Here is a 22,880-nt window from a genome sequence, read left to right as displayed (position 1 = left end):
CCCGGTGCAGAATCCTTCGATTGTGCTGAACCGCGGAAGGCCTCACACTTGTCGTGGCGCCGGTCGGTTACCTCCTCCTCCTTACGGGTCGGCGCCCGAGCTTCGCACCACCCGCGCCACCAGCCATCGGCCCGGAGCGCACAGCCACCGCAGCGTCGCGGTACCCCCCTCCACCCCTTCTTCGTCACCGGAGTACCGCTGTGCCTGTCACCCTCGACGCGATCGTCATGTTCCTCGGCTGGATCGGTGCCGCCGCCGGCGTCGTCGCCTACGCGATGGTCAGCCGTGGCCGCTGGGCGCCGTCGTCCGCCCCGTTCCAGCTCACCAACCTCACCGCCGCGGGCCTCATGGGCATGGTCGCCGCGGCCAACGGCGTGTGGCCGTCCGTCGCCGCGAACCTCGTGTGGGTGCTCATCGGCGCCCAGGCGATCGTCGTCATCGTGCGGGCGCGGCGTGCGCGCCGTCGCGCGCTCGACGAGGCCGCCGCCCTCACCGCGTCCGCCCCTGCGGCGGTCGCCGTGCGCGCCGACGGCGAGCCCGCGCCCCAGGAGGTCGGGCTCGCCGCCTGACGGCCGCCCGCCCCCGCCCGGCACGGCTGCCCGACCCCGCTCGGCGCGGCCGCCCGACCCTGCTCAGCGCGGAGCGCCGGGCGCCGGCTCCAGGACGACGTCCACCACGACCGCACGGTGGTCGGACAGCCCTGTGTCGACGGCCGTCGCGGGCCCGAGGGCCCGGACGGTCGGGCCGCCGGGCAGGCCGTCGGCGAGCACGTGGTCGATCTGCCGCACGGGCCGGTCGACGGGGTGCGTGAGCACGTCGGCGAGCGAGGTGAACCCGGTGATCTCCGCGGGCTCCGGCGCGCGCAGGTTGAGGTCGCCCAGCAGCACGAGCGGGCGCGGGAGCGGCGCGCAGGCTCCCGTGAAGGCCCGGAGCTGGTCCGCGGTGAACTCGGGGCGCGACGTCGTGTGCGCGGTCACGACGGTGAGCGGCCCCCACGGCGTGCGGACGGCCGCGGCGAGCGCGGCGCGCGGCTCGTCGGGCACCACCCGGAAGGGCAGCAGGCGCGCGGCCCCCGTCGCGGTCCCCGGCCGGCGCCGCCGCACGCGCGACCGCCACGGCATCCGGTCGAGCTCGAGGCGCGACCACCGCTCGACGGAGAACCTGCTGACGAGACCGATCCCGTAGGACGCGACGCCCGGGACGCGCCGCACGCCCGACCCCGGCCGCCCCGCGCGCACCCACGCACCGGAGACGCCACGGAGCGTGGGGGACAGGTGCCGGTGCTCGGCGCTCAGCGCCTCCGCCGCGACGGCGACGAGGTCGGCGCGGTGCGAGCGGGGCGAGTCGCGCTCGACCTCCTGGAGGGCGAGCACGTCGGCGTCGAGATACGCGACGGCGCGCGCGAACCGCTCGACGTCGACCGTCCCGTCGAGCGCGGCGCCGTGCAGCGTGTTGAAGGTCGCGAGGCGCAGGGCGCCGTCCGGGCGCGGGGGCAGCGGTCCGTCGTTCAGGTCACGGGAGTCGTGGGGCACCGGACGATCCTCGCGCGGGCCGCGGACCGTCGCGACCAGGGCGGGGTCCCCGGGCGCGGGGGACGTCGTCGGGCCGCGCGCCGCCCGGGCCGCGTCAGAGGGTGCGGCGCCAGGCGGCGATGCGCTCGACCGCTTCGGCGACCGTGCTCGGGGCCGCGGCGAACGACAGCCGGACCCAGTCCCCGCCGCGGACGCCGTCGAAGTCGGTGCCGGGGGTGAGCGCGACGCCCGCCTCGGCGAGCAGGCGCGCGCACCACGTCACGGAGTCCAGGCCGTCCCCGGAGACGTCGGCGTAGACGTAGAACGCGCCGTCGGCGGGCGCGACGCGCGACCACCCGAGGTCGTCGAGCCGGGAGAGCACGAGCTCGCGCGACGCCGCGTACCGCGCGACGTTCTCGGCCGCGGCGGCGTACCCCTCGGGGGAGAACGCGGCGACGCCCGCGTGCTGCGCGAGCGCGGGCGGTGACAGCGCGACGTTCCCGGCGAGGGCGTCGACCGGCCCCACGAGCTCGTCGGGCAGCACGAGCCACCCGAGGCGCCACCCCGTCATCGCCCAGTACTTCGAGAACGAGTTGACGACGACGGCGCCGTCGGGCACGTACCGCGCCGCCGTCGGCAGCGCGGCGGCCGGGCCGTCCGCGCCGTCACCGTAGACGATGCCGTGGTAGATCTCGTCGCTCACGAGGCGCACCTCGTGGTCGGTGCACCACGCCGCGACGGCGTCGAGCTCGGCGGGCAGGATCATCGTCCCCGTCGGGTTCGCGGGGCTCGCGACGACGAGCCCGTCGAGGCCGCCGTCGTAGTACGCCTCCATGAGCTGCGACACCGTGGGCTGGTAGCGCGTCTCCGGGCCGCAGTCGAGCTCGACGACCTCGCAGCCCAGCGCGCGCAGGATGTTCTTGTACGCGGGGTAGCCGGGGCGTGCGAGCGCGACGCGGTCGCCGACGTCGAAGGCCGCGAGGAACGCGAGGAGGAACCCGCCGGACGACCCGGTCGTCACCGCGACGCGCGCCGGGTCGATCTCGACGCCGTACCAGCGGTCGTAGTGCTCGGCGATCGCGCGCCGCAGCGTGGGCACCCCGAGCGACTCGGTGTAGCCGAGGTCGCCGTGCTCGAGCAGCTCGATCGCACGCCGCCGCACGACGTCCGACGCCCCGGTCGACGGCTCGCCCGCGCAGAGGTTGAGCACGGACGCGCCCGCGTCGCGCAGCCGGTTCGCCTCGGCGAGGACCTCCATCACCGCGAACGGCGGCACGTGGGAGCGGCGTGAGACCTTCATCGACCCGGGCATGAGCCCATCATGCCCGGGTCATCCGTTCGGCGGACGTCGGCCGGCCGCGCACCGTGGTGTCGGTCGTCCGGCCGACGCGCCGTGCCCGACGCCCGGGGTCGGATGGGGCCATGACGACCGACGACGCCTGGCGCGACGGCCCCGACGACCGGGAGGACGACGACCGCGGCGACCACGGCGACCACGGTGACCGACGGGACGGCGCCGCGACCTTCCGCCCCGTCCGCGGGTGGGCGGTGCTGTGGCGCAGCGCGTTCGGGCTCCGGCACGGCGGCCACGAGTTCGTCGTGGCCGTGGACTTCCTCGACTGGGACGAGCGCATCCGGCTGTACCGGGACGGTCGGCTCGTCGACGAGCAGCGCTCGCGCGCCCGGTTCGACCTCGGGGGCGCGACGCTGGAGGCGAGGATGGGCACCTACGGGATGCGGTACGTGCGCGTCGTGGACGCGGTCGGCACCGTGCACGACGTCCCCCCGCTGCCCGGGACCGCCGAGGCCTGGCGCGACCGCATGGACCGCGAGCGCCCGACGGCGAGCCGCGCCGTGGGCGTGACGGCGTGGGTCGTGCTCGCGGTCGCGCTCGTCACGCAGGTGCCGCAGCTGCTCGCGCTGGCGTCGGAGATCACGGGGTGGACGCCGCCCTTCGTCCCGGACCTCCCGGGCCCGGTGAACACGATCCTCACCGTGGGCGGCGTGCTCGCCGCGCTCGACCGGGCCCTGCGCCGCCGGTACCACCCGCTCCTCGACGGCTGATCCCCCGCTCGTCCCGCGGGGCGGCGGCTGCCTACGCTGGCGGGGACGACGAGGGAGGTGCTCGTGTTCCGACGACGTTCCCGGACCCCGGACGACCCGGTCCGGCGTGCCGCGCAGTACCGGGTCGACCGGGAGGCGGCACGCGAGGCCGCGCAGCAGGAGGCGTCCGACGACGAGCCCGCGATCCCTGACCCGGCGCGCGCACCGGGCGGGTCGCGCACGACGGACGAGCCGGCCGGGGCGCGCGACGACGACCTCCCGGCCGGAGGTCCGCGTCGCGTACGACCCGAGGACCGGGCGATGTACGTCGACACGGTGATCGACCAGGCTGTCCGGCGCGGCGAGTTCGACGACCTCCCGCTCGCGGGCAAGCCGATCCCCGGGCTCACGGGGACGCACGACCCGGATTGGTGGCTCAAGGCCGTGATCGAGCGCGAGCAGCTCACCGGGCTCGGGCCCCCGGCCATGCTCCTCAAGCGCGAGGACCGCGAGCTCGACGACCGCCTCGACCGGGAGCTCGACGAGCGGGCGGTCCGCGAGATCCTCGCGGACTTCAACGCGCGCGTCGTCGACGCCCGCCGCCAGCTGCTCGGCGGGCCGCCCGTCGTGACGCCGACGCGCGACGTCGAGCACGAGGTCGCGCGCTGGCGCGCCCGCCGCACCGCCCGCTGACCACCGGGCGGGCGGCCGTCGTCGGGCCCGCCTAGGGTCGGCGGCATGGCCGACTGGCAGCCCGACGTCCTGGGCGACGACTACGAGCAGCTCATGCTCCCGCTCGCGCCCGACGAGGAGGGCGACGTCGTCGCGACGCTCGTGCGGCGCCGACGCCCGGGCCCCGACCCGTACCTCGACGTGCTGTACGTGCACGGCTGGTCCGACTACTTCTTCCAGACCGGGCTCGCCGACTTCTGGGAGGCGCACGGCGCGCGGTTCCACGCGCTCGACCTGCGCAAGTACGGCCGCAGCCTGCGGCCCGGCCAGACGCCCGGGTACGTCGCCGACCTCGCCACGTACGACGAGGACATCGAGGCCGCGCTCGGGGCGATGGGCCACCGGGGCGACGGGCGCTCCTCGCGCGAGGTCGTGCTCATGGGTCACTCGACCGGCGGCCTCACGCTGAGCCTGTGGCTCGCGCGCCACCCGGGGCGCGCGGCGGCGCTCGTCCTCAACAGCCCGTGGCTGGAGTTCCAGACGCGCGAGGTCGGCCGCCTCCTGCTCGAGCCCGTGATCGGCGCACGCGCCCGGCTCACGCCCACGCGCCCGCTCCCGAACGTCGACCTCGGCTTCTACACGCGCTCCGTGAGCAAGGAGTTCGACGGCGAGTGGTCCTACGACCTCGCGTGGCGTCCCCAGCACGGCTTCCGGACGACGCCCGCGTGGCTGTCCGCCGTCTTCCGCGGGCAGCAGACCGTCGCGCGCGGCCTCGGGATCGGCGCGCCGGTGCTCGTCCTGCTCTCGGCCCGGAGCACGCTGCTGCCGCGGTGGACGCCGGAGATGATGCACACCGACACGGCGATCGACGTGGACGGCGTCGCGCAGCGCTCGGTCCAGCTCGGCGACCTCGTCACGGTCGCGCGCCTCGACGGCGCCCTGCACGACGTCGTCCTCTCCTCCCGGCCGGTGCGCGCGCTCGCGTACGGGCGCATCGCGCAGTGGGTCGGCGCGTACCTGCCGCGCCCGGCCCCCGTCACGCCCCCCGTGCCCGACGCCGTCGCCCCCTCTCCCCGCGTCGCGCCGCGCGCGACGGGGGGCGTGGCGCGCGCGCTCGGCCGGCTCGGTGCCGGGGTGCGGCGCGCCGGACGGTCCGTCGCGCGGTCCGTGGGGACCGCCGTCGGGACGTTGCGCGGGCGGACGCGCCGCCGGTGACGCTCGACGACACCCGATGACACCTCCCCTCGCCGACCGCACGACACCCAGGAGAGACGCATGACGCTGCCCCCCGCCCCGTTCACGACCCCCGGCGGCACAGTTCCCGCCGAGCGCCCCGCCCGTCGTCGACCGCGGTGGCTGGTCCCGCTCGTCGTCGTGCTCGCGCTGGTCCTCGTCGCCGCGGTCGCGCTGGTCGCCTCCCTCGTGCTGGGACCCGACCGCCAGCGCCGGGCGAACATCGCTGCCGTGTCGACGGCGTTCGACGAGTGCGACCTCGGTGGCTCGGGCGCGACCGTCGACCGCGAGAACGGCTCCGTCAGCTTCGGCGCGGTGGGATCGTCGTTCGGCCCCTCCTGGGGCCACGTCGAGTGCCTCACCGACGCGCTGGGGATGCCCGAGGGATACCTCACGGAGCTGCAGGAGCCCGGGGAGAGCGTCGACACGGAGGAGTACCGGTGGGACACCTACATGGTGCTGCGGCTGCGGAGCGGGACCGAGACCCGCGTCTCCGTCTACCACGACTGGTGGGCGCCGGCGTACGAGCGCTGACCTGATCCACCGACCCCGGGAAGCGGCGCGGACCGCGGGCCGCGCGCGGACCGGTCCCCCCGCAGGGGGACGGCGCCGGGGCCGGCGTCGCACCGTCGGGGGATCCCCCGGACGACGCGGCGGCGCTACCGTCGGCGACGTCGTGCGTGGCGTCGTCAGCTGAAGGAGCGGTTCGAGTGTTTCGCGAGGTCCCCGTCCTCCCCGTCGTGATCCCGCTGGGAGCGGTGGTCCTCGCGCTCCTGCTGTGGCGCCTGCACCGGACCGGCCGGCTGACCGTGCCCCGCGCCGCCGTCGCGCTCGCGCTCGCCGTCTACGCGGCCGGGGTCGTGGCGAACACGGTGTTCCCGATCTTCCTCGACAAGCCGGTGACCAGCGCCCCGTGGGACGCCCACCTGGTCCTCGTGCCTCTCGTGGACTACGAGGTCGCCGACGCGCTGACGAACGTCCTCGTGTTCGTGCCGCTGGGCATGCTCGTGCCGCTCCTCCTGACGCGGACGTCGTGGTGGCGCGTCGTCCTCGCGGCGGCGGCCTTCAGCCTCGCGATCGAGGTCACCCAGTACGTCACCGCGCACCTGCTGGGTGGGGGCCACATCGCGGACGCCAGCGACCTGCTCTTCAACGTCGTGGGCGGCGTGCTCGGCCTCGCGCTGTTCACCGTGCTGTCCCGCGTCCCCGCGCTCGACGCGTTCTTCGACCGCTTCCGCTGGTCCGCGGCGCCGCGGCCGGGCGGGTCGCGCGGGTCGCGCCTCGACGGGACCGAAGCCGGTCGCGCGCGCTCAGCCGTCGAGCGCTGAGCGCACGAGGTCGACGATCCCGTCGGCCGCGGCCTCGACCTCGGCGAGGCAGTCCTCGAAGTCCTGCTGCCCGCCGTACCAGGGGTCGGCGATGTCGAGCACGTGCTCGGACCCGCCCGGCTCGACGCGCGGCGCGGCCGGGTCGAACGAGCGGTACAGGCGCACCGGCGCCGACGCGTCGAGCCGCCGCAGCGCCCGCGCGTGCTGGGCGGTCATCGCGAGCACGAGGTCGCGGGCGGCGAGGTCGCCCGCGCGCACCTGCCGCGCCCGGTGCGTCCCGTCGACGACGTACCCGTGCTCGGCCAGGACGGCGCGCGCCCGGCGGTCGATCGGGTTCCCCCGCTCCTCGTCGCTGATCCCGGTCGAGTCCACGACGACGCGGTCGTTGAGCCCGGCCGCCTCGAAGCGGTCGCGCAGCACCACCTCGGCCATGGGGGAGCGGCAGATGTTGCCGGTGCAGACGGTCATGACGCGGTAGGGCCCGGGGCGGGTCTCGGCACTGGACATGGCCCCATTCTGCGCGAGTCGTGACCTTTCCTCCCGTCCGGGTCGGGCGTCCTGCGTGTCCTGACGCCCCGCCCGGACCGTCGTCGGGCGGCCGGTGACCTGGGCGCCTACCGTGAGGAGATGATGATCGGGGCGGGGTCGGGGCGGGTCGCCGTGACGGGCGCGAGCGGGCTCCTGGGGTCGAAGCTCGCGTTCCGGCTCGCCGCCGAGGGTGCGCCGCAGCGCCTGGTGGTGCGCGACGCCGCCCGCGCGCCCAGCCTGGGCGACGACCCGTTGCCCGAGTCGGACGTCGCCGTCGTCTCCGGGTACACGGACACGCGGGGCATGGTCGAGGCGTTCACGGGGGTGGACACGGTGCTGCTCGTGTCCGCGCGCGAGGACGTCGACCGCGTCGCGCAGCACCGCGCGGCCGTGGACGCGGCCGTCGCGGCGGGCGTCCACCGCATCGTCTACGTGTCGTTCGTGGGCGCCGCCCCGGACGCCGTGTTCACGTTCGCGCGCGACCACTGGCGCACCGAGGAGTACATCCGCGCCACCGGCGTGCGGCACACGTTCCTGCGCGACAACCTCTACCACCGCGGGCTCGCGCTCATGGTGGGCGACGACGGCGTGATCCGCGGCCCCGCGGGCGACGGGCGCGTCGCGTCGGTGTCGCACGACGACATCGCCGACGTCGCGACCGTCGTGCTGCTCGACGCCGACGCGCACCGTCACGACGGCGTCACCTACGACGTCACGGGCCCCGAGGCGCTCACGCTCGCCGAGGTCGCGGCCGAGCTGTCGTCGGCCACCGGGCGCGAGATCACGTACCACCCGGAGACCGTCGACGAGGCGTACGCCTCACGCGACCGGTACGGGGCGCCGCGGTTCGAGGTGGACGGGTGGGTGTCGTCGTACACGGCGATCGCCGCGGGCGAGCTCGCGCACGTGAGCGACACCGTCCCGCGGCTCGTCGAGCGGCCCGCCCAGTCGTTCGCCGCGTGGCTCGACGACTACCCCGAGGAGTGGGCGCACCTGCGTCCCGCCTGACGCCCGTCCTGCGCACGAGATCGGCCCACGCGTCCGACGTCGACCCTCGGAGGGCCGACCGGGCGACCGGCAGGTCGATCTCGGCGGTTCCACGCCGTGGGCGAAAACCCCTGGCGTGGCCGCGGGAGGCGGACGTACCGTCGTCGTACACGCGAAAGGAGGTGGTCCTGGAAGTGAAGATTCTTCGGACTCGTGAGGTGGTTGCGCGCTAGTCGTCGCGCAACCGATCCAGCAACGGACCGGATGCGGTGAGCCCGTGAACCGGGCGGGGTCTCCCGACGCGAGCCCCCGGCGGCGAGCGAGTACCACGCAACCACCGGAGCCCGCGGGTGTCGTGCCCTCGTCCAGCACGACAGGAGGAACCCTCCAGCCCGCGGGCTTCTTGCTGTCCACCCCCTGCCGCTGGGTGCAGGAAACAGTCGCGTCCGGCACGTCCGGACGCGACTGTCTCACGCGCTCACGGGGTGGCGAGGTGGGGTTCCACGAGCTCGACGTAGCGGCGGGCGAGGGTCGCGACGACGTCGGCGCCGGGCGCGGCCCAGACGTCGGCGTGGAAGATCTCGACCTCCACGTCGCCCGTGTAGCCCGCGGCCGCGACCGACCGCGTGAACGCCGCGAAGTCGACGTGGCCGTCGCCCATCATGCCGCGGCCCAGCAGCGTGTCCGCGGGGAGCGGCGTGATCCAGTCGCACACCTGGTAGCTGACGATCCGCCCCGCCGCGCCGGCGCGCGCGACCTGCTCGTGCACCTTCGGCTCCCACCACAGGTGGTACGTGTCGACGACGACGCCTACCTCCTCGGGCGCGAACGGCTCGGCCAGGTCGAGGGCCTGCTCGAGCGTCGACACGACGCCGCGGTCGGCGGCGAAGATCGGGTTCATGGGCTCGATCCCCAGCGTCACGCCCGCGTCGCGCGCGGCCGGGACGAGGGCCGCGATCGCGTCCGCCGCCCGGGCGCGCGCCCCGACGAGGTCGCGGTCGCCCGCGGGCAGGCCGCCGGGCACGAGGACGAGCGCGCGTGCCCCGAGCGCGGCCGTCTCCGCGATCGCGGCGAGGTTGCTCGCGTGGGCGGCCGCGCGCGCGTCGGGGTCGCTCGCGGTGAAGAACCCGCCGCGGCACACGGACGAGACGCGCAGCCCGGCGTCGCGCACCCACCGCACGGCGGTGTCGAGCCCGACCTCGGCGACGGGCTCGCGCCACACCCCGATCGCCGGGAGCCCGGCCGCGACGCAGCCGTCGATCGCCTCGCGCAGCGACCAGCCCGCCGTCGTGCGCTGGTTGAGCGAGAGCCGCGCGAGCCGCGGATCGCCGGCCAGCGGTGTCCCGACACGAGCCGGCGCGCCGCTCGGCACGTCCACGACCCCCGCCTCCCCGCCGAACATGGGGTCATCGCCCGAGCTGAGCCCCGGACGGGCCCCAACCGCATGCTCGGCGGGTGGGGCGCCCCGTTCGGGGGCCGACGGGAACTCCGAGATCTCGGTGCTCATGCGACACCGTGCCCGACGACGGCCGGCTCGTTCGCGCCCGCACCGGACCCTTCGACTCCCGCCGCCGCGAGCACGAGGCCGAGGCGGTGCGCCGCGAGGTCCGGGTCCGGCAGGAGGCGCGCCTCGTTGGCGAGCTCGAACGCGCGCGCGAGGTGCACGACGCTCCTGGCCGACTGTAGGCCGCCGACCATGGTGAAGCCCGGCTGGTGGCCCGCGAGCCAGGCGAGGAACGCGATGCCGGTCTTGTAGTAGTACGTCGGCGCCTCGAACACGTGCCGCGAGAGCGCGAGCGTCGGCGCCATCTCGGCGTCGTAGCGGTCGAGGTCGCCGTCGTCGAGCGCAGCGAGCGCGGCCGAGGCGGCGGGCGCGACGGCCGCGAACGCGCCGAGCAGCGCGTCGGAGTGCCGCTCGCCGTCGCCCCGGATCAGCTCGGGGTAGTGGAAGTCGTCGCCCGTGTACAACCGCGCACCCTCAGGAAGTACAGCGCGCAGACCCACCTCGTGCGCCGCCGAGAGCAGCGACACCTTGACCCCGTCGACCTTCGCGGCGTGCGCGCGCACGAGGTCGACGAAGGTCGACGTCGCGACGTCGACGTCGTCCGACCCCCAGTAGCCCCGGAGGTTCGGGTCGAACGCCTCGCCGAGCCAGTGCAGCACGACCGGCTCGCGCACCTGGGACAGGATCGCGTCGTAGACGCGCACGTAGTCGTCGGCGGACGTCGCGACGCGCGCGAGGTGCCGGGACGCCATGAGGATCACCTGCGACCCCGTGCCCTCGACGAACTCGACCTGCTCCGCGTAGGCCCCGATCACGTCGTCGACGGTCCGCAGCTCGTCGGGCGCGCGGTGGTCCGTGCCCGCTCCGGACGCGATGCGCGCGCCCAGCTCGTGGGCCTGCGCGGCGCTGCGCGACACGAGCTCCTGCACCGCCGGCCAGTCGAGCCCCATGTTGCGCTGCGCGGTGTCCATCGCCTCGGCGACCCCGAGCCCGTACCGGAACAGGTGCCGCCGGAAGGCGAGCGTCGAGTCCCAGTCGACGACGGCCGGGGCGCCCGGGACGTTCTCGCCCCGCGGGTCCGCCACGACGTGCGCCGCCGCGAACGCGACGCGCGAGCGGTACGGGCCGGGGTGGGCGGCCCACTCCCGGGGCGCGCGGAGCTCGACGCGGCGCGTGCCGCCGTCGGCCAGCGGGATGCGCACCGCGTCCCCGGCCGTCACGCGCCCGCCTCGACGGCAGGCGCGGCGAGGCCCGACGGCGCGGAACCCGCCCCGAGCTCGACCCGACGTCCCTCGCGCGACGACGCGTAGCCGGCGTCGACCAGGCGCAGCCCGCGGACCCCGGCGTCGAAGTCGTACGGGTGCGGCCGCCCGGCGTGGACGTCGCGGAGGAACTCCTCCCACTGGGCGCGGAACCCGTTGACGAACTCCTGGTTGTCCGGGACCTGCTCCCACTGGGCGCGGAAGTCCTGGTCGGTCGGCAGGTCGGGGTTCCACACGGGCTTGGGCGTGCGGGCCCGCGGCTGGACCCGGCACCCGAACAGGCCGGCCACCGCCGACCCGTGCGTGCCGTCCACCTGGAACTCGACGAGCTCGCCCCGGTCCACGCGCACGGCCCACGACGAGTTCACCTGGGCCACGACCGGGCCGTCCGGCCCGGCGAGCTCGAAGATCCCGTACGCCGCGTCGTCGGCCGTGGCCCGGTAGGGCTCGCCGCGCTCGTCCCAGCGCTCCGGGATGTGGGTCACGGCCTTCGCCATGACCGCCTCGACGGGGCCGAACAGGTTCTCGAGCACGTAGTTCCAGTGGCAGAACATGTCGAGGACCATCCCGCCGCCGTCCTCGGCACGGTAGTTCCAGCTCGGTCGCTGCGCGGGCTGCCAGTCGCCCTCGAACACCCAGTACCCGAACTCGCCGCGCACCGACAGGATGCGGCCGAAGAACCCGCCGTCGATGAGGCGCTTGAGCTTGATCAGGCCCGGCAGGTACAGCTTGTCGTGCACGACGCCGTGGATCACCCCCGCGGCGCGCGCCGCGTCCGCGAGCTCCTCGCCGTCGGCGACGGACTCCGCGATGGGCTTCTCCGTGTACACGTGCTTGCCGGCCGCGAGCGCCGACAGCAGCGCCTTCTTGCGCTCGGACGTCACCTGGGCGTCGAAGTAGACGGTCGCCGTCGGGTCCGCGAGCGCCGCGTCGAGGTCGGTCGTGAACTCGGCGACGCCGTGCCGCTCGGCGAGCTCCGCGAGCTTCGTGCGGTTGCGGCCCACGAGGACGGGCTCCACCTGGAGGCGCGTGCCGTCGTCGAGCTCGACGCCGCCGTCGTCGCGGATCGCGAGGATCGAGCGGACGAGGTGCTGGCGGTATCCCATGCGGCCCGTGACGCCGTTCATGACGATGCGGACGGTGCGGTCGGGCGTCGTCGCGCCCGTGGTCTGGCTGGTCATCCTGCGGGTCATCCGTTCTGCGAGAGCGAGCGCTCGGCGGGGCGTCCGCCGAGGTAGAGCTCGGAGAGCTGGGGGTCGGCGAGGAGCTCGGGCGCGGGGCCGGTGATGTGGACGCGGCCCAGGTCGAGCACGCACCCGATGTCGGCGGTCTCGAGCGCGCGGCGCGCGTTCTGCTCGACGAGCAGCACCGCGACCCCGGCGTCGCGCATGCGCACGACCTGCTCGAACACCGTCGACGTGGTCTTGGGGTCGAGGCCCATCGAGGGCTCGTCGAGGAGCACGACCTGCGGGCTCACCATGAGCGAGCGCGCGAACTCGACCTGCTTCTGCTGCCCTCCGGACAGCAGGCCGGCGAGCTGCTTCCAGCGCTCGCCCACGATGGGGAAGAGGTTCTGCACGAACGCCACGCGCTCCGCGACCTTCTCCTTGTCGCGCAGCGTGTACGCGCCGAGGAGCACGTTCTCCGCGACGGTCATCTCGCGGAACACGCTGTGCCCCTGGAGCACGTGGGCCAGCCCGGAGGAGAGCATCTCCTGCGGTCCCTGGCCCGTGACGTCGCGCCCGCCGACGAGGATGCGGCCCGAGCGCGGCTTGAGCAGCCCGCTCGCGACCTTGAGCACCGTCGACTTGCCCGCGCCGTTCGGTCCGACGAGGCACACGACCGTCGACGCGGGGACCTTGATGGTCAGCCCGCGCAGCACCATCGCGGCGCGGCCGTAGCCGGCCTGGACGTCGTCCAGCTCGAGGAGGTACTCCTGCTTCGCCCCCGTCCCGGGGGTCGGGTCAGACACCAAGGTAGGCCTCCAGCACTCGCGGGTCGGCTTGCACGACGGCGGGGGTCCCCTCGGCGATGGGCCGTCCCCGGTCGAACACGATGACGTGGTGGGACAGGCTCATGACCATGTCCATGTTGTGCTCGACGACGAGGAACGTCTTGCCCTCGGCGTTGAGCTCCTGCACGAGCGTCCCGATGCGCCCGATGAGCGCCGGGTTCACGCCGCCCGCCGGCTCGTCGAGCATGATCGTGTCCGGGTCGCCCATGAGCACGCCCGCGAGCTCGAGAAGCTTCTGCTGCCCGTAGGACAGGTTGCGCGCCTCCGCGTTCTCCAGGTGATCGATCCCGACCCGCACGAGCAGCGCGCGCGCCTTGTCGATCTCCTCCGGGTTGCGCGCCCCGGCGAGCAGCTCGCGCACCCGGGTGCGCCGGACCGCGACGAGCATGTTCTCGAGGACCGTCATGCGGGGGAACACGCGGCAGAGCTGGAAGCTGCGCCCGATCCCGGCGCGCGCGATCTTGTGCGGCGCGCGCCGCGTGATGTCCTCGCCGCGGAACGTGACCGTGCCCGCGTCGGGCTTGATCATGCCCGTCACGCAGTTGAAGAACGTCGTCTTGCCCGAGCCGTTGGGCCCGATGAGCGCGTTGATCTTCCCGTGCTGGAACGTGACCGTCGCGTCGCGCACGGCGTGGACGCCGCCGAACGACTTGGTGAGGCCGACGGTCTCGAGGTTGCGGGTCGTCGGCGGGGTGGTGGTCGTCGTCATCGGTCCTTCTCCTCTCCCGTGCCCTCTGCCCTCGGCTCGCCGTCCTCGCGCCGCCCGTCCTGCCCGACGGCGGTGGCCGGCCCGGCGGTCGCGGCGCCCGTCGTCGGGGCGGGGCCGGCCGCGGCGCGGTTGCGCTCGAGGAGCTCGGCGGCCGTCATCTCGCGGATCGAGGAGTCCTGCGGGCCGAAGCGCTTCACGAGCGCCTGGGCGGCGGGGATGATCCCGTCGGGCATGAAGAGCACGACGACGCCGAGCAGCAGGGCCGTGGCGACGAGGTGGAACTGGGTGTCGCCGAACTCGAGCTTGAAGTACTCCAGGCCGGTGCCCACGACGACGGCGCCGAGGAGCGGGCCGAAGAGGTGCCGGACGCCCCCGAAGAGGGCCATGAGCACCATGTAGGAGCCGAGCATGATGGAGAACTGGAAGATCGGGTCGAGGTCGCCGAACCACAGGGCGTACATGCCGCCCGCGAGGCCGGTGAACGTCGCCGACACCACGTACGCGACGAGCTTGTAGTTGCGCGTCGGGACGCCGAGCGCCTGGGCCTTGTCCTCGTCCTCGCGGATGGCCTTGAGCCCGGTACCGAAGCGCGAGCGGTCGATCGCCCACCACGCGACGAGCATGACGGCGAGCAGCGCCGCGAACAGGTAGAAGAACGTGCGGTGGTGCTCGGGCCGCAGCAGGTCGGGGAACGGGCGGGGGACGACGAGGCCGTCGGACCCGCCGGTGAAGGAGCCCCATGCCTGGAAGACGAGCAGCAGGATGAGCACGAACGAGATCGACACGATGACGAACGACGCGCCGCGCACGCGCAGCGCCGCGATCCCCACCGGGATGGTGACGAGCAGGACGAGCACGCCCGCGACGAGCCAGGCGACGAAGCTCGGGAGGCCGACGTCGCGGATGAGCAGGCCGGTCCCGTAGGCGCCGAGCCCGAAGAACGCTGCGTGGCCGAGCGAGACGTAGCCGGTGAACCCGCCCATGAAGTTCCAGGCGGTGGCGGTGCACGCGTAGCTCGCGACGACGATGCCGGCCGAGAGGATGTACGCGTTCGGGGCCATCGCCGGGAAGGCGAGGACCAGCACGACGCCGACGACGAGCGCGGCGAGGCGGACCACGCGGACCCACGGGCGACGAGCGGGAGGTGCGCCGGGAGCGGAGGAGGCGGCCGCGCCGTCGGGCACCGGGCTGGCGGCCGCGGCGCTGCGGCGGCTCGCGGGACGGGTGTCAGAAGCGTTGGGCAAGGCGACCTCCGAAGAATCCCTGGGGCCGCAGCATCAGCGTCGCGAAGAGAGCGACGTAGAAGATGGTCTGCGCCCACGTGGTGCCGAGCGGCACCTGGAGCAGGCTCTGGCCGATGCCGAGGACCATGGCGGCGATCGCGGCGCCCGGGATGGAGCCCAGGCCGCCGACGACGATGATCGCCATGAGCGGGCCGATCCAGTGCCAGTGCAGCGACGGGTAGATCGTCGCGTCGAGCGACAGCGCGGTCCCGCCGATGGCGGCGGTCGCGAGGCCGAGGCCGAAGCCGTAGCCGGCGACGCGGTCGGTCTTGATGCCGACGAGCTGCGCGGCCTCGCGGTGCTGGATCGTGGCACGCAGCGCCTGGCCGAACCGGCTGTGCTTCATGAGCACGTAGAGCAGCGCGAGGGACAGCGCCGCGAGCGCGAACGCCACGAGCTTCACGACGGCGATCCGCGCGCCGAAGAACTCGATGCTCGCGCCCGAGTACGGGAGCTGGATGCGCCGCTGCGTGCCGCTCCAGACGAAGCCGATCATGCCCTCGATGAAGAGCGCGACGGCGAACGTGAGGAGGACGGACATCATCGTGAGCGTCGCGGGCCGCAGGCGCGTGATGAGCAGGCGCTGCATCCCGACGCCGACGAGGAAGAACAGCGGCACCGTGACGACGAGCGACAGCAGCGGGTCCATGCCGGTCTGCTGGTTGAAGAACCAGGCGAGGTACGCGGCGAGGATGAGGAACGCCGAGTGGGCGATCATCACGACGCGCATCACGCCGAAGTACAGGGTGAGGCCCGCTGCCAGGAGGGCGTAGAGCCCTCCCAGCAGCACGCCGAGCACGAGGCTCTGGAAGAGCAGGGTTCCCGTCACGAGGCGATCACCAGGCCGGCTTGGGGAAGACGAAGTCGGCTTCCTTCGCGTCCTGCGGGAGCACGATCTGGATCTCGCCGCCCACGTACTGCTGGATGAGGTGGGCGCCCTGCGGCTTGCCCGTCTCGTCCCACGTCAGCGGCCCGACGACGGTCTCGACCTCGTTGTCCCGCAGCCACGAGACGAGCTCCTGCTGGCACTCGCCCTGCTCGGCGCACCCGACGGCCTCGACGGCGGCGGCGACGACCTGGCCGGTCGTGTACGCGTTGGCCTCGTCCTCGCCGGGCGGGTTGCCGTGCAGCTCCGTGTACCGCTCGACGAAGTCGACGTTCGACGGCCAGCTCGCGGTCTCCGTGTAGCCCGTGGGCGAGAGGATGCCCTCGGTCTTCGCGCCGATCGCGGCGGAGAACTCGGGGTTCGTCGGCGCGGTCGAGAACGCGGCGAGCATCGGCTGGTAGTCCAGCTGCTGCAGCGCGACGATGAGGTTCACCGCGTCCTGGTACTGCGTGCCGCCGATGACCATGTCCGCGCCGGAGTCGTTGATCTTCGCGGCGATCGAGGAGAAGTCGGTCGTGTTGGGCGGGTAGACCTCGTCGACCACGACGTCGAGGCCGGCGTCGGCGAGCTTGTCGCGCAGGCCGTAGGCGGTGCCCTGGGCGAACGGGTCGTCCATCGCGGCGACGGCGACCGTCTGCGGGCGCTCCGCCTCGGGCATGTCGAGGATGTGGTCGGCGAGGTAGTTGTAGTGGTCGTCGGCGACGGCCGGGGCGGCGTAGAAGAGGTTCTCGAAGCCCTGCTCGAACACCTCGTTCGCGGCGCCGGCCGGCTCGACGAAGAGCATCCCGTACTCCTCGGCGACACGGGCGCTCGGCACCACGAGGCGCGTCGAGAACGGGCCGAAGACGAGGTCGACCTCGTCCTGCGCGATGAGCGCCTCGTAGTCCTGCACGACGCGGTCCGCGTTGGACTGGTCGTCGAGGATCTTCAGCCTCACCTCGCGGCCCAGGAGGCCGCCGTCCTCGTTGACGAACTGGGCCCAGGCCTCGTAGCCGCGCTGGACCCCCTTGCCGGGCTCGGAGAAGTCGCCGGTGAGGGGGAGGGAGATGCCGACGACGATCGGGTCGTCCGCGCCACCGCCTCCGCCCTCGCCGTCGGACCCGCCGGAGCACGCCGTGAGGACGAGCGCCGCTGCGGACGCCCCGGCCACGAGGGCGATCGCACGGCGTGCGCGGGGGCGGGTGGACATCCGTGGAGTCGACCGAGAATGCATGGACGTGACTCTCCCTACTTCGTCGTAGTGAAGACCTGAGGCCGTACTGCTCCGTACGAGACCGCTGCATTGCGAAAGCGCTTTCGTAAGCGCTTCCGCTAGAGTACGGTGCGGACAGCGGATGTGGCAAGCGTCACGTCGGGGAGGGGCCTCGGGTCGCCGACCGGGCGACGCACGGACGAGCGGAGCAGAGGTGCGTCGAGAGGGTCGGGCCACGAAGGGCCGGAGCGCGCTGCGGCTGGTGGACGTCGCCGAGCGGGCGGGCGTGTCGCTCGCGACCGCGTCGCGCGCGCTGTCCGGCAGCGACGGCGTCTCGGAGGTCCTCGCCGAGCACGTGCGCGACGTCGCCACGCAGATGGGCTACATCGCCAACCCGCACGCCCGCACGCTCGCGGGCGGCACGACGTCGGTCGCGGGCCTGCTGGTCTACGAGATCGGCGACCCCTACTTCTCCGAGATCGCGAGCGGCGTCGTGCGCGTCGCGACCGAGCACGGCTGGAGCGTGCAGATCAGCCACACCGAGCGCGAGCCCAGCGCCGAGGTCACGCAGATCCGCCTCATGCGCGCGCACCGCGTGGGGGCGATCCTCGTCGCCGGGTCCGGGTACGTCGAGCCCGCGATGGAGGCCGACGCCGCGCGCGAGCTCGAGGCGTTCGAGGAGGCCGGGGGGCGCGTCGTCGTCATCGGGCGGCACCACCTGCCCAGCGACGCCGTGCTGCCCGACAGCGAGGCGGCCGCCGCGACCCTCACCGAGCACGTGCTCGGCCTGGGCCACCGGCGCCTCGCGATCGCCGCCGGCCCGGAGCGCCTGACGACCGTCGCCGACCGCACCGCGGGCATCCGGGCCGCCGTCGCGGCGCACGGTCTCGACCCGGACGACCTGGTCGTCGTGCACGCGCCGTTCACGCGCGAGGGCGGCCGGGACGCCACGGCGCGCATCCTCGAGGAGGCACCCGGCACGACGGCGATCCTCGCGCTCAACGACGCGATGGCCACCGGCGTGCTGTCGCTCCTGCGCGAGCGCGGCGTCGTCGTGCCGCGCGACATGTCCGTCACGGGGTTCGACGACATCCAGGTCGCGCAGGACCTCGCGCCCGCGCTGACGACCGTGCGCCTGCCCATGAGCGAGATGGGCGCCGCCGCGTTCGAGATGGCGCTGCGGCCGCCGTCGGCCCGGCCTCGCCGCAAGCGCACCGACCACGTGCTTGTCGTGCGCGACTCCACGGCCCCACCCCGCCACCCCTGAGTGCGAGGTGGGGCGCGGGTCAGAAGGGCTTGCGCGCGACGACGAGGAAGCGCGGCGCCTCGTCGACGAACTCGTGGCCCGCGGCGAGGTGCAGGTGCAGGGCGCGCAGGGGTGCCTCGTAGCGCGCGACCGCCTCGGGCGAGAGCGACGCGAGCCCCGGCACCTGCCAGGCCATGAGCCGCAGGTACCAGAGCAGGGCGGACAGGTCGCGGAACCGGCGCAGGCCCTCGTGCTCGCGCGCGGCGTCGACCACGAACCCGGCCTCGCGGAGCACCTCGACCGCGGCGTCGAGCGTGACCGAGTCCGGGTCCCACGCCGGCTCGGCGCCGAGCGCGGTGCTCAGGCGCACGCCGTCGCGCGAGTCGGCCTGCTGCGTGAGGAACACGCCGCCCGGCTCCAGCACGCGGAGCACCTCGTCCGGGTCGAACTCCTCGTGCCGGTCGAGCACGACCGCGAACTGGCCGTCGAAGAACGGCAGGAGCTGCTCGTCGTCGCCCTGCACGGGCCGCACCTCGACCCCGAGGGGCTCGAGCCGCCGTCGGGCCACCGGCAGGTTCGGGGCCCAGCCCTCGGTCGCCGCGGAGCCCGCGGGGAACGGGCCGAGCGTCGAGAGGAGCTCGCCGCCGCCCGTGCCGAGGTCGAGCGCGGCCCCGCGCCCGCTCGCGACGAGCTCGCGCGCGAGCGCGACGTAGTCCCACGGCAGCGGGTCCTCGACGACGCGGCCCGCCACGGGGGAGAGGTCGGACCCGACGACGGGGACCGCGCGGGCCCAGGCGACGTGCTCCTCGAACGAGGCGTCCCGGGCGGGGGTCGGCACCTCGCTCGCCCGGTCGGGGGTGTCGGGGGTGTCGGGTACCGCGTCAGGCATGGGTCGATTGTCACCCGCCCGGGCGCCGGAGCCGAACGCGAGCGGTGCGCGTGCGGCGCGCGTGCGGTGGGCGTGCGGCGCGCCCGCCACGACCCGACGGGGAGGACTCCCCATCGCCCGCACGACGGCGCGCACGGTAGCCTCCCCGGTGCCCGCCTCGCGCGTCCCGGACACCGGGTGCCGGCGGGCCGGACGACCGACGAGGGGACGAGGACGACGTGAGCGGTATGTGGGGCGCGGACGTCAACGAGCTGCGGAGGCTCGCGCAGTCGCTGCGGTCCGCCTCCGACCAGCTCGTGAGCACGACGTCCGAGGTCAGCGGCCTTGTGGAGGCGGCGGGCCGCTGGCAGGGCGGCGACGCGGACCAGTTCCGCAGCGAGTGGACCGGCACGTCCGTCGCGCTGCTGCGCGGCGTGAGCCAGACGCTCTCCGAGGCGTCGCAGGCCGTCCTGCGCCACGCGGACCAGCAGTTCGCGACGAGCACCGAGGGCGGGTCCATCCCCTCCCCGGGCGTCCCCGGACCCGGCGTGCCGACCGGCCCCGGCGGTGGCCCTCCCGGCGCGGGCGACCCGCTCGACGGCTCGATCTGGGACGTCGGCGACACCGCGCTGTCCGCGTGGGGCGCCGGCAGCGGGGCGTGGATCGCGTACCGCACGTTCCTCGCCGCGCGCGGCTTCCTCGACGCGAGCCGGCTCGCGGCGCTCTCGCCCGCGGCCGCGAGCGCCCTGCAGCTCACGCGCGGGATGGCGGTCGGGGACGCCCTGAGCGTGCTCGGGCGGGCCACGACGTTCTCCCGGTTCATGGGCTTCGCGGGCGGTGCGGCCGGCGTGGTCGGCGGCATCAACCAGATCGTCAACACCCAGTACGACGGCGTGCGCGGCGGCGTCGACCGCGGCATGGGCGTCCTGTCGGTGATCGGCGGCGCCGGGACCATGGCGATCGCCGCGGGGCTCCTCACCAACCCGGTCGGCATCGCGGTCGTCGCGGGCGCGGCGGCGGTCGCGGGCGTCTGGGCGCTCGGCAACCTCGTCTACGACAACTGGGACTCGATCACCGGGTTCTTCTCCGACCCGGGCCCGTACCTCGCGGACGGCTGGAACGACGTCACGAGCTTCGTCGGGGACGCGGCCGATACCATCGGCGACGTCGCGTCCGACGTCGGTGACGCGATCGGCGACGGGCTCTCCGCCGCCGGCGACTTCATCGGAGGCCTCTTCTCGTGACCCAGCAGCCGACCATGCAGTGGTCCGCGGCCGACATCGCGGCCGCCGAGCAGACGCTCGCGCGCACGGCGCCCGGCGAGGTGACGCACGTCGTCACGCTCACGGACGAGGAGGTCGCGATCCTCGACGGGCTCCAGAACCCGCAGCTCGTCCCGCTGCCCTGGCTCGACGCGCAGGAGGGCGCGGACCGCACGCTCGTCGGGCGCGTGGCCCTGCGGTCGCTGCTCGCGCGGGGTCTCGTGGTGCCGTCGGACGAGGAGCGCCCGCCCGGGCCGGGCGGCGAGCCGCAGGTCGGGATCGAGGCGGTCACCGAGGTGACGGGCCCGCTCGTGCTGCGCCGCACGGCGTCGGCCATCCTGTCCGCGGACCGTACGACGGCGCTCGGGAAGCACTGGGTGTACGTGTACCTCCACGACGAGGACCGGGTGCTCGAGGAGGAGGTCGGGCCGAGCGGCCACCACTCCTTCAGCGTCTACCCGCTCGCCGAGCTCGCGGGCCGCCTCGCGGTGTTCCTCGACCCCGCGGCGAAGGCCGTGCTCGACGGCCGCGCCCGGACCTTCACGACCGAGCAGTTCGCCGCGGAGGCACGCACGTCGCCCGAGCTCTCCGGAGCGGTCGCCGTCACGGTGCTCGGCGCGGTGCGCGCGGGCTCGGACTCCCTCGTGCAGGTGAGCGTCTACACGACGCCGGACGGCGTGTACGTCGTGCGCGGCGGCGAGCACGGCGCCGACGGCGCGCCCGTCACGCTCGAGATGTCGGAGGTCGGGCCGGCGACGCTGCGCCGCCTGCCCGCCGAGCTGCTCGGCCGATGACGGCCCCGACCGGAGACCGCGCGACGCGCAAGGTGCGCCACTGGGCCGACGCGTCGCGCCTCGGCCGCCTCCGGCACGTCGAGGCCGCGACGCCGAACGGCCCCGCGTGGGCGGTGGTCCTCGTGCTCGTGCTGCTCGCACCGGTCGCCAGCCTGGCCGACGGCGAGGTCGTCGCCGCGGGCGTCCTGCTCGTGGCCGTCGCCGCCGTGCTCGGCCTGCTGCTGTGGTTCCTCGGCTCCGAGAAGCTCCTCGTGCTCGACGGCGGGATCGTCGTGGGCTCGTTCGCGCCGTTCCTGCGCCCGACGGTGATCCCGTGGTCGGGGATCGACCCCCGCACGGTGTCCGCGGTCGTGGGCAACCAGCGCACGATCGGGCTCCTCATGGCCGACCGCGGCGTGAGCGGCGCGTCGCGCACGGTGCTGTGGTCGCGCCGTCCGATCACGTTCCTGGCGGTGTCGCCGGTCGTCGCGCGGCACGCGTGGGCGCAGGGCCAGCCCGTCGACCTCGCGACCGCCCCCGGCTTCGACCTGTGGGTCTTCTCGACGCGGCGGCCGTCCCGGCAGGCGCCCCTGGTGCACGCGCTCGCCGCCGCGATGCACGACGCGCGGGTCCCCGGCGCCGAGGCGGTCGTCCCCCACGCGCTCCCGCCACGGCGGCTGCGCTCGACCGCCGAGGACGCCGACCACCTGGGCATCCCCGAGCGGTTCCGCCGCACGCAGCTCCGGCGCGTCTGACGCCTCGACCGACTCCTCGACCCTGCCCGCTCACGGCCGCGTCGACGGCGCCGTCACCACCGGGTCACTGCCCGGCCGCGGTCAGGCGGCGGCGGAGCCGAAGGCCGCGGCGAGGCGCGCCGTCGGGCCGTCGCCGACCGCGCTCGCGCCGCCGAGCGCCGCGACCTGGAGCACCATCCACGGGCTGAACGCCCACGGCGTGGCGGCGACGCCGCGCGCGACGTCCCGCGGGTCCGCCCAGGCGAGCTCCATCACCTCGTCGGGGTTCGCCTCGACCGGGCCGGCCGCCCGGGCGGCGTAGACGGGGCAGATCTCGTTCTCCACGACGCCCGACGCGTCGACCGCGCGGTAGCGGAACCCCGGGACGGCGACCTCCAGGTCCGCGATCTCGAGCCCGAGCTCGTGCCGCGCGTGGCGGACGATCGACTCCTCGGTCGACTCCGTCCAGCGCGGGTGCCCGCAGAACGAGTTGGTCCACACGCCGGGCCACGTGCGCTTCGCGAGGGCGCGCCGCGTGAGGAGCAGGCGGCCCGCGTCGTCGAGCACGTAGCAGGAGAAGGCGAGGTGCAGGGGCGTCTCGGTCGTGTGGACCGCGGCGCGCTCGAAGGTGCCGGTCCGGCGGCCCTGGTCGTCGACGGTGACGACGTGGTCGGCGGCGACGGGGACGTGCGAGGTCATGCGGCCACTCTCGCACACGCCGCTCGCGGACCGGCAACCCCCTCCGGCAGCGACGGTGAGCGGGGTCACTCCGCCGGGTGCGCGCACGACCTTGCCGGACCCTCCGGGGCGTGAATTAAGGTGAGGGTAACCTCACTAGTGATGAC

At 74.6% G+C, this 22,880-nt stretch carries 24 protein-coding genes; 11 read left to right on the top strand and 13 right to left on the bottom strand.

Annotated features, from left to right (window positions below; genetic code table 11):
• Nucleotides 1–200 precede the first annotated feature (200 nt).
• Nucleotides 201–569 (top strand): CBU_0592 family membrane protein, encoded by a 369-nt coding sequence (locus ACZ4MO_RS14355; protein WP_074804104.1) that lies wholly within the window; start codon nucleotides 201–203, stop codon nucleotides 567–569.
• Nucleotides 570–632: 63 nt separating this feature from the next.
• Here the strand turns inward: ACZ4MO_RS14355 and ACZ4MO_RS14350 are convergent, their stop codons facing one another.
• Nucleotides 633–1,532 (bottom strand): endonuclease/exonuclease/phosphatase family protein, encoded by a 900-nt coding sequence (locus ACZ4MO_RS14350; RefSeq protein ID WP_255437299.1) that lies wholly within the window; start codon nucleotides 1,530–1,532, stop codon nucleotides 633–635.
• A gap of 94 nt (nucleotides 1,533–1,626) precedes the next feature.
• Complete coding sequence (locus tag ACZ4MO_RS14345) at nucleotides 1,627–2,823, bottom strand: pyridoxal phosphate-dependent aminotransferase (protein ID WP_499279111.1); 1,197 nt, start codon at nucleotides 2,821–2,823, stop codon at nucleotides 1,627–1,629.
• 110 nt (nucleotides 2,824–2,933) lie between these two features.
• Between ACZ4MO_RS14345 and ACZ4MO_RS14340 the strand changes: the two genes are divergently transcribed.
• The 5 genes from ACZ4MO_RS14340 (at nucleotide 2,934) to ACZ4MO_RS14320 (ending at nucleotide 6,787) form a co-directional block, all read left to right on the top strand.
• Nucleotides 2,934–3,575, top strand: coding sequence for a hypothetical protein (locus tag ACZ4MO_RS14340; RefSeq protein ID WP_175009388.1), 642 nt, complete (start codon nucleotides 2,934–2,936; stop codon nucleotides 3,573–3,575).
• Between the two features lie 63 nt (nucleotides 3,576–3,638).
• Nucleotides 3,639–4,247: a DnaJ family domain-containing protein gene (locus ACZ4MO_RS14335; RefSeq protein WP_255437300.1), complete on the top strand. Its 609-nt coding sequence runs from the start codon at nucleotides 3,639–3,641 to the stop codon at nucleotides 4,245–4,247.
• A gap of 45 nt (nucleotides 4,248–4,292) precedes the next feature.
• Complete coding sequence (locus ACZ4MO_RS14330; RefSeq protein ID WP_175009389.1) at nucleotides 4,293–5,441, top strand: alpha/beta fold hydrolase; 1,149 nt, start codon at nucleotides 4,293–4,295, stop codon at nucleotides 5,439–5,441.
• A 60-nt stretch (nucleotides 5,442–5,501) separates the two neighbouring features.
• Nucleotides 5,502–5,993: a hypothetical protein gene (locus ACZ4MO_RS14325; protein ID WP_175009390.1), complete on the top strand. Its 492-nt coding sequence runs from the start codon at nucleotides 5,502–5,504 to the stop codon at nucleotides 5,991–5,993.
• A 176-nt stretch (nucleotides 5,994–6,169) separates the two neighbouring features.
• Nucleotides 6,170–6,787: a VanZ family protein gene (locus ACZ4MO_RS14320; protein ID WP_175009391.1), complete on the top strand. Its 618-nt coding sequence runs from the start codon at nucleotides 6,170–6,172 to the stop codon at nucleotides 6,785–6,787.
• Here ACZ4MO_RS14320 and ACZ4MO_RS14315 read toward each other — a convergent pair.
• Entirely contained in the window at nucleotides 6,770–7,294 is a 525-nt protein-coding gene (locus ACZ4MO_RS14315; protein WP_255437301.1) for a low molecular weight protein-tyrosine-phosphatase, read from the bottom strand. The genes ACZ4MO_RS14320 and ACZ4MO_RS14315 overlap by 18 nt on opposite strands.
• A 120-nt stretch (nucleotides 7,295–7,414) precedes the next feature.
• On the opposite strand from ACZ4MO_RS14315, the gene ACZ4MO_RS14310 reads away from it, so the two are divergent.
• Nucleotides 7,415–8,323, top strand: coding sequence for an SDR family oxidoreductase (locus ACZ4MO_RS14310; RefSeq protein WP_209829385.1), 909 nt, complete (start codon nucleotides 7,415–7,417; stop codon nucleotides 8,321–8,323).
• Between the two features lie 457 nt (nucleotides 8,324–8,780).
• Here ACZ4MO_RS14310 and ACZ4MO_RS14305 read toward each other — a convergent pair whose 3' ends face one another.
• The 8 genes from ACZ4MO_RS14305 to ACZ4MO_RS14270 form a co-directional block, all read right to left on the bottom strand.
• Entirely contained in the window at nucleotides 8,781–9,704 is a 924-nt protein-coding gene (locus ACZ4MO_RS14305) for a TIM barrel protein (RefSeq protein WP_175009392.1), read from the bottom strand.
• A gap of 101 nt (nucleotides 9,705–9,805) precedes the next feature.
• The gene (locus tag ACZ4MO_RS14300; RefSeq protein WP_175009393.1) at nucleotides 9,806–11,026 is read right to left on the bottom strand and encodes a DUF993 family protein; all 1,221 of its coding nucleotides are present in this window, start codon (nucleotides 11,024–11,026) and stop codon (nucleotides 9,806–9,808) included.
• Nucleotides 11,023–12,249, bottom strand: a complete 1,227-nt coding sequence (locus tag ACZ4MO_RS14295) for a Gfo/Idh/MocA family protein (protein ID WP_209829384.1) — start codon at nucleotides 12,247–12,249, stop codon at nucleotides 11,023–11,025. The genes ACZ4MO_RS14300 and ACZ4MO_RS14295 overlap by 4 nt, the downstream gene beginning before the upstream one ends.
• Before the next feature lie 8 nt (nucleotides 12,250–12,257).
• A complete protein-coding gene (locus tag ACZ4MO_RS14290) occupies nucleotides 12,258–13,040 on the bottom strand; it encodes an ABC transporter ATP-binding protein (protein ID WP_255437302.1) in 783 nt (260 codons plus the stop codon).
• Complete coding sequence (locus tag ACZ4MO_RS14285) at nucleotides 13,033–13,791, bottom strand: ATP-binding cassette domain-containing protein (protein ID WP_175009394.1); 759 nt, start codon at nucleotides 13,789–13,791, stop codon at nucleotides 13,033–13,035. The genes ACZ4MO_RS14290 and ACZ4MO_RS14285 overlap by 8 nt, the downstream gene beginning before the upstream one ends.
• Nucleotides 13,788–14,909 carry a branched-chain amino acid ABC transporter permease gene (locus tag ACZ4MO_RS14280; RefSeq protein WP_255437303.1) on the bottom strand — a complete coding sequence of 374 codons (1,122 nt, stop codon included), beginning with the start codon at nucleotides 14,907–14,909 and terminating at the stop codon, nucleotides 13,788–13,790. Before ACZ4MO_RS14280 ends, ACZ4MO_RS14285 begins: the two co-directional genes overlap by 4 nt.
• 109 nt (nucleotides 14,910–15,018) lie before the next feature.
• On the bottom strand, nucleotides 15,019–15,903 hold the full coding sequence (locus tag ACZ4MO_RS14275) for a branched-chain amino acid ABC transporter permease (RefSeq protein ID WP_074804082.1): 885 nt from the start codon (nucleotides 15,901–15,903) through the stop codon (nucleotides 15,019–15,021).
• 7 nt (nucleotides 15,904–15,910) lie between these two features.
• Nucleotides 15,911–17,149, bottom strand: a complete 1,239-nt coding sequence (locus ACZ4MO_RS14270) for an ABC transporter substrate-binding protein (RefSeq protein WP_175009395.1) — start codon at nucleotides 17,147–17,149, stop codon at nucleotides 15,911–15,913.
• A 217-nt stretch (nucleotides 17,150–17,366) separates the two neighbouring features.
• Here ACZ4MO_RS14270 and ACZ4MO_RS14265 point away from each other — a divergent pair, with 217 nt between their 5' ends.
• Nucleotides 17,367–18,419, top strand: coding sequence for a LacI family DNA-binding transcriptional regulator (locus tag ACZ4MO_RS14265; protein WP_074804079.1), 1,053 nt, complete (start codon nucleotides 17,367–17,369; stop codon nucleotides 18,417–18,419).
• A 19-nt stretch (nucleotides 18,420–18,438) separates the two neighbouring features.
• On the opposite strand, the gene ACZ4MO_RS14260 is transcribed toward ACZ4MO_RS14265, so the two are convergent.
• Nucleotides 18,439–19,287: a methyltransferase domain-containing protein gene (locus tag ACZ4MO_RS14260; protein ID WP_186810460.1), complete on the bottom strand. Its 849-nt coding sequence runs from the start codon at nucleotides 19,285–19,287 to the stop codon at nucleotides 18,439–18,441.
• A 218-nt stretch (nucleotides 19,288–19,505) separates the two neighbouring features.
• On the opposite strand from ACZ4MO_RS14260, the gene ACZ4MO_RS14255 reads away from it, so the two are divergent.
• Genes ACZ4MO_RS14255 through ACZ4MO_RS14245 form a run of 3 tightly spaced genes read left to right on the top strand, consistent with a single transcriptional unit; the run spans nucleotide 19,506 to nucleotide 22,056 of the window.
• A complete protein-coding gene (locus tag ACZ4MO_RS14255) occupies nucleotides 19,506–20,510 on the top strand; it encodes a WXG100 family type VII secretion target (protein ID WP_137281383.1) in 1,005 nt (334 codons plus the stop codon).
• Nucleotides 20,507–21,322, top strand: a complete 816-nt coding sequence (locus ACZ4MO_RS14250) for a hypothetical protein (protein ID WP_175009398.1) — start codon at nucleotides 20,507–20,509, stop codon at nucleotides 21,320–21,322. Before ACZ4MO_RS14255 ends, ACZ4MO_RS14250 begins: the two co-directional genes overlap by 4 nt.
• On the top strand, nucleotides 21,319–22,056 hold the full coding sequence (locus tag ACZ4MO_RS14245) for a hypothetical protein (protein ID WP_175009399.1): 738 nt from the start codon (nucleotides 21,319–21,321) through the stop codon (nucleotides 22,054–22,056). Before ACZ4MO_RS14250 ends, ACZ4MO_RS14245 begins: the two co-directional genes overlap by 4 nt.
• An 81-nt stretch (nucleotides 22,057–22,137) precedes the next feature.
• Here the strand turns inward: ACZ4MO_RS14245 and idi are convergent, their stop codons facing one another.
• Nucleotides 22,138–22,734, bottom strand: a complete 597-nt coding sequence (gene idi / locus ACZ4MO_RS14240) for an isopentenyl-diphosphate Delta-isomerase (RefSeq protein WP_175009400.1) — start codon at nucleotides 22,732–22,734, stop codon at nucleotides 22,138–22,140.
• Between the last annotated feature and the right edge of the window lie 146 nt (nucleotides 22,735–22,880).

This window comes from Sphaerisporangium cinnabarinum, from assembly GCF_055567015.1.
This window is presented reverse-complemented; position numbering and strand designations above follow the sequence as displayed.